The sequence below is a fragment of the Rhizobium sp. KDH_Rht_773_N genome (assembly GCF_052946295.1).
In genome coordinates, this window is the sequence record NZ_CM129525.1 from 1,256,260 (window position 1) to 1,267,137 (window position 10,878).

The window sequence follows — 10,878 nt, forward strand, 5'->3', positions numbered from 1 at the left end:
CTCATGAAAATCGTCATCGGCCTTGCGGCCTTTCTTGTCCTTGCCGTTGCGGGCACGGCTTTCGCCTATCCCGCCGTCGCGGCTGTCGCCTGCCCTTACTGCTATGGGTTCACGGGGCTCGGCAACGGCATCTATGTGGAAAAGACCATGAGCGTCGGGGAACGCGAGCAGGCGCAAGCCGTCGTTGCGGCCGCGCGCGAACGCGTGGCGGATTTTTACGGTGCGCTTGACGGCAGGCCTCGCATCCTGATCTGCAAGAGCGAGGATTGTTATCAGCCGATCGGTGGCGGCTCGCGCGGGCAGGCGATCCTCGACTGGGCGCTGTTTCTTTCGCCGCGCGGCACGAGCGACGTGATCGCCGCCCACGAACTCTCGCATATCGAGCTGCACAGCCGGCTGGGGCTGGTGAAGACCTGGAACAGGGCCATTCCGCAATGGTTCGACGAAGGCCTTGCCGCGGACATCTCCGCCGACCCGCGCTATCTGCGGCAGGCCGGCAATGGCGACCGCTGCCTGATCGAACCCGGCGGCGACATGCCGACGACGCGCAGCGCCTGGGTGGAGACGGCACGCACGCAGGAACTCTACGCGCGGGCGGCCTGCCGCGTGGACCGCTGGATTGCCGCCCATGGCGGGCCGGCCGCCGTTGCGCGGCTCGCCCAAAACGTTTCGGGCGGAGAAAGCTTCGAAGCGGCCGCGCAATAGGGCAAGGGCAAGATATGGCCGCCCAGCCATCCACCGGTTTCACCAACTGTTCAGAGAACGTGCCCCAACGATCGTGCGAGCCTAATTCTTCATGCGTGATGGGCGTTGAGGCGGTGGAACTTCCGGTATGTCGATCAATCAGACCGAGCCCGACACAGTGAAACGACTGCCTGCATGCGCAGGTTTGCCCTTAAATGCGACCTACGCAATTGTAGCTGCTTCAGAGTGCCACTGTCCGACAATCCTCGATCTTTGCATTTAAGCCCCAGACAAGCAAAACGTGTACAAGATCGCAATCAACAACGCTGAAATACAATTGGCTGGAGGCGACCTTGATCGAAAACAAGCTGTCTGTGAATGCACTTACAAAGCAGGAATACGCACTCAAACTTTTGCAAACGCCGGCGGATGAAAAGGGCGAGACAAAGACCATATCCGCTACAGCCACGCTCAGTTTCGCACCAGATACCGGTAACGAAACGAAATCGCGACTCCTGGAAGTCCTGCTCGATGCAATGGGCAATGCCACCGTGAAGGTCGAGGCCGAAGACGGTCAGGCAGGGGTTGGGACTGGCGACGGCAACGATACCGTCTCGATATCGGCCGCCCAAGCGGGTGCCAGCACCGGCGCCGGCAACGACACCATCAACATCAGAACGTCAGGCGCCTATTTCTACTATGGTGACGTAATGATGACCTCGGTCGATCTCGTGTCGGCGGGAGATGGGGATGATCTGATCACCATTGATAGCCACGGCAATGTCGATCGCACCTATGGCGGAGCGGGCAATGACAAGATCATCATTAACAGCTCGTCTGGATCACGGGACGAAAACTACATTGCGGGGGTAGACCGAACCTATGGCGGAGACGGAGATGATGAGATTGGCATCACGAGCGCTACTGATGTGTGGGTTGCCGACGGCGGCGGCGGAAACGACATTATTTCGATAACGGCCAAAGGCCGCGTCGACGGCGCAACTGGAGGTGCCGGCAATGACAAGATCACGGTTGACGCCGACAGTGCCAATGCTGGCGGCGGCGACGGCGACGACGAGATTACCGTCCACGGGGGAACCTATGCAGGAGCCGGAGGCGGTGCAGGCAATGACAAGATCACGGCCATCGGAAAAACCGCCGAAGTATCTGGGGGAACGGGCGACGACAACCTAGCCTTTCAGGTCGAAGAGCGGGCTATTATGTCCTTTAACAAGGGCGATGGCCACGATAGCGTCGAGACCAACAAGCCTTTGGAAATCCGCCGCAATTTCAGCGGCGGAGCCGAAGGAGCGCGAGATAATACGGTTGTCAGCCGCAACGATGATGGCAGCCTGACAGTTTCTTTCAAAGACAGCGACGATACGATTACGGTGAAATTTACGGGCGAGTTCGCGAACTCCACCGATGTCAGCGTCGAATTCTTCAATGGCAGAATGACGATTTCGCCGACTCAAAGCGCCGCATAAGATTCTATTCGTTGACATGGAACTCCCGCGGACCGAGCGACCCGCGCGACCGCCCCAGCCTCGTGCCGATGGCATGAAGCGTCGGTATTCGAGGGCGAGCTGCCGGCTCGCCATGTTTCGCGATTAGTCCTCCCGGAAGACGCGGCTCGCGTGGTCCCGGATCGGCTTGATAAAATAGGACAGCACCGTGCGGTCCCCTGTTCGGATGAACGTTTCCACGGGCATGCCGGATACGAGTGCAAGGCCGCGCAATTTCTGAACTTCGGCATCAGGGATAGTCACGGCCGCGCGGTAGTAACCTGCGCCTGTCTTCTGATCGATTTCCAGATCCGCAGAAACGCGCGCCAACGAACCCACCAGCTGCGGCGTGGTGTTTCTGCTAAAAGCGGTCAATCGCAAGGTAGCAGGTTGGCCGACCATAAGCTGGTCGATGTTCCGGGGCGCTATCCGGGCCTCCACCGTCAACGCGGTGCGATTAGGAACGATCTCCATCAGCGTCTCCGCAGCAGAGACGACGACGCCCACCGTATGGACCGAAAGTTGGTGAACCGCGCCGCCAATAGGCGCCCTGATTTCGATGTGTTTCAGCTGATCTGCGGCCGCGACTTCCTTCTCGACGAGCTCGGCCTGCTTGTTCTCGACATCGCGAAGTTCCGCTGCAGCATCCGCCCGGGTCACGCTAACCCTCTCCCCGCAGAGGCAAAGAGACATAGTAGCGGATGCCGTTGACGACGCAGAAACGACACTGCATACCCTTTTCTCCCCTGAGAGTCAGAGGATGGATCGAGCCTCATGGCTCCGCCCAGGTCGAGTGGTTGGTGGAGGGCTCCGTGCCCTCCGTTTGCGGACTGTCTATGCCGCCTTGCCGGCAGCCGGATAGGGGTCGAAGCGGCCGTAGAAGGTTTCGTCCCTGGCGGCCATGTCCTTCAGGAGCGGTGTCGGCTTGAAGTGGTCGCCATAGGCAGCGGCCAGCTTTTCGGCAAGGTCCACGAAGGCCTTCACGCCCATGCCGTCGATATAGCTCAGCGCACCGCCGGTATAGGGCGCGAAACCGAAGCCGAGGATGGAGCCGACATCGGCCTCGCGCGGGTCGGTGACGATGCCCTCCTCCATGGTGCGGGCGGCCTCGAGCGCGATCGTCACCAGGAAGCGCTGCTTCAGGATCTCGACGTCGATCTCGGCGGCCGGCTTCTGCGCATAGAGGGTCTTCAGCTCGGGCCAGAGGAATTTTTTGGCGGGCTTGGCCGGGTATTCGTAGAAGCCCTTGCCGTTCTTGCGGCCGCGGCGGTCGAGTTCGTCCACCAGCCGGTTGATGAGGGCAAGGTGGCGTTCGTCGACGGCTTTCGGGCCGAGATCGGCAACAGTCGCCTTGAGGATCTTCTGCGACAGATCGATCGCCACCTCGTCGTTCAGCGAGAGCGGGCCGACCGGCATGCCGGCCATCTTGGCGGCATTCTCGATCATCGCCGCCGGCACGCCTTCGATCAGCATGTCGTAGGCTTCGTGGATATAGCGGAAGACGCAGCGGTTGACGAAGAAGCCTCTGGTATCGTTGACGACGATGGGGGTTTTCCTGATCGCGGCGACATAATCCAGGGCGACGGCGAGCGCTTTGTCGCCCGTCTTTCTGCCGAGAATGACTTCCGTCAGCATCATCTTCTCGACCGGCGAGAAGAAATGCACGCCGATGAACTGGTCGGGCCGCTTCGAATTTTCGGCAAGGCCCGTGATCGGCAGGGTCGAGGTATTGGAGGCGAAGATGGTGGTTTGCGGGATGACGGCTTCCACCTGTTCGATGACCGCCTTCTTGACGGCACGGTCTTCGAAGACCGCTTCGATGACGAGATCGGCATCCTTCAAATCGCCGTAGTCGGCAGAGGGCGTGATGCGGGAGAGAAGCGCGGCACCCTCCTCCTGGGTAAGACGACCCTTACCAATGGAATCCTTGACGAGGCCTTCGCCGACGCCCCTGCCCTTGGTGGCGGCTTCGATATCGCGGTCGATGAGGGTGACATCGAAACCGGCGGCAGCCGTGACATAGGCGATCGAGGCGCCCATGAAGCCGGCGCCGACGACGCCGACCTTCTTCAGCTCGCTCTTCGGCACGCCGGCCGGGCGGCGGGCGCCCTTGCCGAGTTCCTGCATGGAAATGAAGAGCGAGCGGATCATCGAGAAGGCTTCGGTGGTCCGCAGCACCTGGGTGAAATAACGCTGCTCGATCTTCAGCGCCGTATCGAAGGGCAGCTGCAGGCCCTCGTAGACGCATTTCAGGATGGCGAGCGCGGCGGGATAGTTGCCGGCCGTCTCGCGGCGCAGGATGGCGGGCGCGGCCGGCCAGAGCTGGGCCGCGGCCGGCGTCCAGATGCCGCCGCCGGGCACCTTGAAGCCCTTCTCGTCCCAGGGGGCGACAGGCTTCAGGCCATCCTTGATCATCTGCTTGGCGGCCGGGATCAGCTGATCCGGCTCGACCACCTGATGAACGAGGTTCATGGCCTTGGCGCGCGAGGCGTTCAGCGACTGGCCCGTCGTCATCATCTGCAGGGCGGACTGGGCATCGGTCAGGCGCGCGACGCGCTGTGTGCCGCCCGCACCGGGGAAGAGGCCGACCTTGACTTCCGGCAGGCCGATCTTGACGCTCTTCGCGTTGGAGGCGACGCGGCCGTGGCAGGCGAGCGACATTTCGAAGGCGCCGCCCATGCAGGTGCCATTGATGGCCGAGACCCAGGGTTTGCCGCAGGTTTCGAGCTTGCGGTAGAGACCGGTCATGCGGCCGACGAGATCGAAGAGTTTTTGCGCGGCGCCCGCGGGATCGGCGGTCTTCTCCTGATGGTAGAAGGAGAACATCGCCTTGATCATCGAGAGATCGGCGCCGCCCGAGAAGGAGGATTTGCCCGAGGTGATGACGACGCCCTTGACGGCGCTGTCGGCGACGGTCACATCGACGATGGCGTCGAGCTCGTCCATCACCTCCTGGGTGAAGAGGTTCATCGACCTGCCGGGCATGTCCCAGGTGACAAGGGCGATACCGTCGGCATCGGTCTCGACGGTGAAATTGGTGTAGCTCATCGTCTCTCTCCCTTAGACGCGTTCGATGACGGTTGCCGTGCCCATGCCGGCGCCGATGCAGAGGGTGACAAGCGCGGTGTTGAGGTCGCGGCGCTCCAGTTCGTCCAGCACGGTGCCGAGGATCATGGCGCCGGTCGCGCCGAGCGGATGGCCCATGGCGATCGCGCCGCCGTTGACGTTGATCCGGTCATGCCCGATCTCGAAGGCCTGCATGTAGCGCAGCACGACGGCGGCGAAGGCCTCGTTGAGTTCGAAAAGGTCGATATCGGCAAGCGTCATGCCCGTGCGCTTCAAGAGCTTTTCGGTGACATCGACGGGGCCGGTCAGCATCAGGGCAGGATCCGAGCCGATATTGGCGAAGGCCTTGACGCGGGCGCGCGGCTTCAGGCCCATGCTTGCTCCCCCGGCCTTCGAGCCGAGCAGGACGGCAGCGGCGCCGTCGACGATGCCGGAGGAATTGCCGGCATGGTGGACATAGTTGACGCGCTCGACCTCCGGATGGGCCTGGATGGCGACGGCTTCGAAGCCGCCCATTTCGCCGGGCATCTGGAAGGAGGGATTGAGCGAGGCGAGCGCCTGCATGTCGGTGCCGGGGCGCATGTGCTCGTCATGGGCCAGGATGGTCAGGCCGTTCTGGTCCTTGACCGGGATGACGGAATTCTTGAACCAGCCGTTGTTCCAGGCATTGGCCGCCCGCTTCTGGCTTTCGACGGCATAGGCATCGACATCGTCGCGCGAGAAGCCGTATTTGGTGGCGATGAGATCGGCCGAGACGCCCTGCGGCATGAAATAGGCCGGGAAATTCACCGAAGGGTCCATGAACCACGCGCCGCCGGACATGCCGAGGCCGACGCGCGACATGCTTTCGACGCCGCCGGCAATGACGATATCGTCTGCCCCTTGCGCGATCTTGCCGGCAGCGAAATTGACGGCATCGAGGCCGGAGGCGCAGAAGCGGGAGATCTGCATGCCGGGCGCCCTGGTGGAATAACCGGCCTCAAACGCGGCGGCCTTGGGGATGACGGCGCCGGCATCCATGACCGGATCGACGCAGCCCATGATGATGTCGTCGACCGTTTCGGTGTTCAGCCCGTTGCGGTCGCGGATCGCCTCCAGCGTCCTGGCCGCAAGGCGCACGGACGGCACTTCATGGAGTGAGCCATCCTTCTTGCCGCGGCCGCGGGGCGTGCGGACGTGATCGTAAATGAAAACCTCGGTCATTGTCTCATCTCCCTGGCGGCGCGGACGCGCCGGTGAATTTCTTTCTTCGGCCGGCAGAAACCGGAGACGACTGCGCTTGCGGCCCCCTCATCCGGCCCTTCGGGCCACCTTCTCCCCTGCGTGGAGAAGGGGCTCCCATCAGAAGGCTTCGGCGGCCAGTTCCATCATCGTGTCGGCGCCGGTTTCGATGCGGGCCTTGCGCAAGGCGGTCTCGGGCATGATGCGCTCCATGAAGAATTTCGCCGTGATCAGCTTGTTCCTCAGATAATCCTCGCGTGCGTCGCCGGCGGCAAGGCGTTCGTTGGCGGCTTTGGCCATGCGCGCCCACATGTAGCCGAGAACGACGAGGCCGAAGAGGTGCATGTAATCGGTCGAACCGGCACCGGCATTGTCGGGCTTGGCCATGGCGTTCTGCATGAACCACATGGTCGCGCCCTGCACGTCGTTCAAGCCCTTCTTCAGGTGCCTGGTGAAGAAGCTCAGCTGCTCGTCAGCACGGTTTTCCTCGCAGAAATCGCCGATCTCCTTGAAGAGCGCCATGGCGGCGCGGCCGCCGTTCAGCGCCAGCTTGCGGCCGACGAGATCGAGCGCCTGGATGCCGTTCGCTCCTTCATAGATCATGGCGATGCGGGCATCGCGCACATACTGGCTCATGCCGTTTTCTTCGATATAGCCGTGGCCGCCGAAGACCTGCTGGGCCATGACGGCATGGTCGAAGCCCCTGTCGGTCATCACGCCCTTGAGGATCGGCGTGACGAGGCCGAGAATATCGTCGGCCGTCCGGCGTTCCTTCTCGTCGCTGGCGCGGTGGGCGATATCCGATTTCAGCGCCGTCCAGAGCAGGAAGGCGCGGCCGGCCTCGTTGAAGGACCGGATCGTCATCAGCGCGCGACGGATATCCGGGTGGACGATGATCGGGTCGGCCTTCCTGTCCGGCGCCTTGGGACCGGAGAGCGAGCGGCCCTGGATGCGCTCGCGGGCGTAGTTTGCGGCATTCTGATAGGCGATTTCGGCAACGGCAATGCCCTGCAGGCCGACCATCAGCCGGGCCTCGTTCATCATCACGAACATGGCGTTGAGGCCGCGGTTTTCGGCGCCGATCAGGAAACCGGTCGCCCCGTCGTAGTTCATGACGCAGGTGGCGTTGGCGTGAATGCCCATCTTGTGCTCGATCGCGCCACAGCTGACGCCATTGCGGGCGCCCAGGCTGCCGTCCGCGTTGACGAGGAATTTCGGCACGATGAAGAGCGAGATGCCCTTGGTGCCCTCAGGCGCGCCTTCGATGCGGGCGAGCACGAGATGGACGATGTTGTCGGTCAGGTCATGCTCGCCGGCGGAGATGAAGATCTTTTGGCCCGAAATCCTGTAGCTGCCGTCGGGCTGCGGCACCGCCCTGGTGCGCAGCATGCCGAGATCGGTGCCGCAATGCGGCTCGGTGAGGTTCATGGTGCCGGACCAGGAGCCGTCCACCATCTTCGGCAGGTAGGTGCTCTTCTGCTCGTCGGTGCCGTGGACGAGGATGGCGGCAATCGCGCCCTGCGTCAGGCCCGGATACATCATCAGCGACATGTTGGCGGCCGAGGTATATTCGCCGACGGCGGCATGAAGCGTATAGGGCAGGCCCTGGCCGCCGAATTCCTCCGGCACGGCAAGACCGATCCAGCCGCCTTCGCGATAGGCCCGATAGGCCTCCTTGAACCCCTTCGGCGTCGAGATCGTGCCGTCGCCATGACGCTGGCAACCTTGCTGATCGCCGGAATAGTTCAGAGGAAACAGTGCCTCCTCGGCCACCTTGGCCGCCTCGCCCAGAATGGCCTCCACCATGTCAGGCGTGGCATCGGCAAAGCCCGGGAGATTGTTGTAGCGTTCGAGACCCAGCACGTCGTTGAGCACGAAAAGCGTGTCGTTCACCGGGGCCTTGTAGACTGGCATCGTTCGAATTCCTCCAATTCGCCGACCGGATCGCTCCGGCCTTGAGACTCTCTTACAAAATATTGACGTTTGCGTAAACGTCAAATTCCGCATGCGTGCAATTTTGTGAGAGGCGAAACGAGCCGCGGCAAACGGCATGCTGCCCGTTTCCTTCTCCGGCTAAGCGCGCTACATTCCATCAGACCTGCAGAAAGAGCCTGGGAGGAGCGATTTCATGAGAAGGACGTGGCCTGCGGAGTTCAATTCCATTTTCGATGCGGCGGAGGAAGTGACGATCGAACCTGTTGCGGTCGAGCCGGTCAACGGCGAAAGGCTGGCAGTCCATGACGAGCCGCCGGCTCCGCGCAAGGCGCTTCGGGTGCGCATTCCGATGGAAACCTACGAACGCATCTGGCCGCTTGCCGAAATGCGCTTCCGGCCGGCCGAAGGTCCCTATGCCGGCAAGGCGGTGACGCTGATCGTCACCAATCCGCACTATCACCCCTGGCATCCCGCCGACGGCGGCTCGGAGGAGAAGGTCGGCGACAGCGGGCGGCACTACAGGACCGATTACCTCGTCGTGCATTTCCTGCTCGACGACGTGCGCGAACCTGTCGCCGCCTGAGCACCGGTCGCGCGGCTTGAAGATCGGGCCGCTCCCGGAATAGGCTTGCACCAGCAACGTTATCCGGGAGCCGAGCCTTGAGCGATTTCGACACTATCCGCAAGCGCGCCGAGCAGAGAAAAGGCGGTGCCGACGCGCTGAAGGCGATGCTGCCCGCCCAGCCGGACCATGATGCGCTGCGCGCGCTGCCCGACGACCGCATTCTTTCGCAGATGACGCGGCGGATCTTCTACAGCGGCTTCGTACACAAGGTCATCGACAATAAATGGCCGGGCTTCGAAGAGGCTTTCGAAGGCTTCGATCCTGCCGCCCTCAACATCGCTCCCGACGAGTTCTGGCACGACCTGACCAGCGACGACCGCATCGTCAAAAACGGCGCGAAGATCATGTCGGTGCGCGCCAACGCCGCCTTCGTGCGCGAACTGGCGAACGAGGCCGGCAGCGCCGGCGCCTTTTTCGCGGACTGGCCGCGCGAGGATCATATCGGCCTGCTCGAGGTGCTCAGCAAACGCGGCAACCGGCTCGGCGGGGCGACAGGACAATATTTCCTGCGCGGCATCGGCCGCGACGGCTTCATCATGACGACGGACGTGCTGGCCTGCCTCAGGGATGCGGGCGTGCCGCTTTCGGCGTCCGGGACCGGCAAGAAGGACCAGCAACTGATCCAGCAGACGTTCAACCGCTGGGCCGGGGAAACGGGGCTGCCGCTCGCGCACCTCTCACGCATCTGCGGGCTTTCGATCGACGCGCCGCAAGCGTGAAAAATTTGCGGCGGGCGGTTTTTTGAGCCACCGCGACTGCCTACCTCTCCGGAAGGTTCATCCCAAGGAGAAGATCATGGCCGAGTTTCCCTATCGCAGCGCGCTCATCGTCGGCGCCGGTTCCGGCATCAGCGGCTCGCTTGCCCGCGCGCTTTCGGAACGCGGCGTGAAGGTCGGGCTTGCGGCGCGCAATATCGGCAAGCTCGGGCCGCTGCTCGACGAGACCGGGGCCAGGGCCTTTGCCACCGACGCCGCGCAGCCGGCGGCGGTCTCGGCCCTGTTCGAGCGTGTCGATGCCGAAATCGGCGAGCCCGACGTGGTGATCTACAATGCCAGCGGACGGTTGCGCGGACCGATTGCCGAGCTTGACCCCGCGGAGGTTCAGCAGGCGATCGCCACGAGCGCCTTCGGCGGCTTCCTCGTTGCGCAGCAGGCGGCAAGGCGGATGATCCCGCATGGGCGCGGCGCGATCCTGCTGACGGGGGCGACGGCCAGCGTCAAGGGTTTTGCGCAGTCGGCACCCTTCGCGATGGGCAAATTCGCGCTGCGCGGCCTGGCGCAGAGTGCGGCCCGCGAGTTGGGGCCGCTCGGCATCCATGTGGCGCATTTCATCATCGACGGCGCCGTGCGGTCGACGACCAGACCCGACCGGGAAGACAGGCCCGACGGCACGCTTTCGCCCGACGCAATCGCCCAATCCTATATCGACGTTCTGCTGCAGCACCGCAGCGCCTGGTCGCAGGAAGTGGAATTGCGGCCCTGGACCGAGAATTTCTGATCCCCCGATACTGCGCATGGCGCCGCAGATCCGCTTTCGCGAGCGCAGCCGAAGCGATTGGATCGATGTCGCCCCGACAGATTGGCAGGGGACGATGCCGCGCCTGGACCGGATGAAGGTCGAGTTTCGCGCGCAAAACCGGCCCGAAATAGCAAAAGTTAAAAATTTCTCATCCGGGTTAACGAGTTCTTTACCACGTTTCGTAAAAGGTGCGCGGTGAGCATTGGCGATCTGCGTTCCTTTTTTCCTGTCTCGCGTTTCAGGAGTGCCGCCAACAGTCCGTCCAGATTGAGGAAAGTCTAATTGATTATTTCCTTATGTACGGCGCTCTCCGACGTGTACCCC

General features: G+C 62.8%; 10 protein-coding genes. 6 read left to right on the top strand and 4 right to left on the bottom strand.

All coding sequences use genetic code 11. From position 1 onward, the window contains the following. Positions 1-3: 3 nt before the first annotated feature. Positions 4-705 (top strand): hypothetical protein, encoded by a 702-nt coding sequence (locus ACU8HS_RS06435; protein WP_447015622.1) that lies wholly within the window; start codon positions 4-6, stop codon positions 703-705. Positions 706-1,037: 332 nt separating this feature from the next. Next, a complete protein-coding gene (locus ACU8HS_RS06440; protein WP_447015623.1) occupies positions 1,038-2,171 on the top strand; it encodes a calcium-binding protein in 1,134 nt (377 codons plus the stop codon). Positions 2,172-2,294: 123 nt separating this feature from the next. Here ACU8HS_RS06440 and ACU8HS_RS06445 read toward each other — a convergent pair whose 3' ends face one another. The 4 genes from ACU8HS_RS06445 to ACU8HS_RS06460 all read right to left on the bottom strand — a co-directional run bounded on the left by ACU8HS_RS06445 (position 2,295) and on the right by ACU8HS_RS06460 (position 8,390). Continuing rightward, positions 2,295-2,849 (bottom strand): HlyD family efflux transporter periplasmic adaptor subunit, encoded by a 555-nt coding sequence (locus tag ACU8HS_RS06445; protein ID WP_447015624.1) that lies wholly within the window; start codon positions 2,847-2,849, stop codon positions 2,295-2,297. A 174-nt stretch (positions 2,850-3,023) separates the two neighbouring features. Further along, positions 3,024-5,237, bottom strand: a complete 2,214-nt coding sequence (locus ACU8HS_RS06450) for an FAD-dependent oxidoreductase (protein ID WP_447015625.1) — start codon at positions 5,235-5,237, stop codon at positions 3,024-3,026. 12 nt (positions 5,238-5,249) lie between these two features. Beyond that, positions 5,250-6,458: an acetyl-CoA C-acetyltransferase gene (locus ACU8HS_RS06455; RefSeq protein WP_377313454.1), complete on the bottom strand. Its 1,209-nt coding sequence runs from the start codon at positions 6,456-6,458 to the stop codon at positions 5,250-5,252. A gap of 138 nt (positions 6,459-6,596) precedes the next feature. Next, positions 6,597-8,390 (bottom strand): acyl-CoA dehydrogenase C-terminal domain-containing protein, encoded by a 1,794-nt coding sequence (locus ACU8HS_RS06460; RefSeq protein WP_447015626.1) that lies wholly within the window; start codon positions 8,388-8,390, stop codon positions 6,597-6,599. Positions 8,391-8,604: 214 nt separating this feature from the next. On the opposite strand from ACU8HS_RS06460, the gene ACU8HS_RS06465 reads away from it, so the two are divergent. From ACU8HS_RS06465 to ACU8HS_RS06480, 4 genes are all read left to right on the top strand, one after another. After that, a complete protein-coding gene (locus ACU8HS_RS06465; RefSeq protein WP_112567029.1) occupies positions 8,605-8,994 on the top strand; it encodes a hypothetical protein in 390 nt (129 codons plus the stop codon). A gap of 77 nt (positions 8,995-9,071) precedes the next feature. After that, positions 9,072-9,755 (top strand): DNA-3-methyladenine glycosylase I, encoded by a 684-nt coding sequence (locus ACU8HS_RS06470; RefSeq protein WP_447015627.1) that lies wholly within the window; start codon positions 9,072-9,074, stop codon positions 9,753-9,755. Positions 9,756-9,831: 76 nt separating this feature from the next. Beyond that, entirely contained in the window at positions 9,832-10,533 is a 702-nt protein-coding gene (locus ACU8HS_RS06475) for an SDR family NAD(P)-dependent oxidoreductase (protein WP_113499266.1), read from the top strand. Positions 10,534-10,549: 16 nt separating this feature from the next. Next, entirely contained in the window at positions 10,550-10,753 is a 204-nt protein-coding gene (locus ACU8HS_RS06480) for a hypothetical protein (RefSeq protein WP_447015628.1), read from the top strand. The last annotated feature ends 125 nt before the right edge of the window (positions 10,754-10,878 follow it).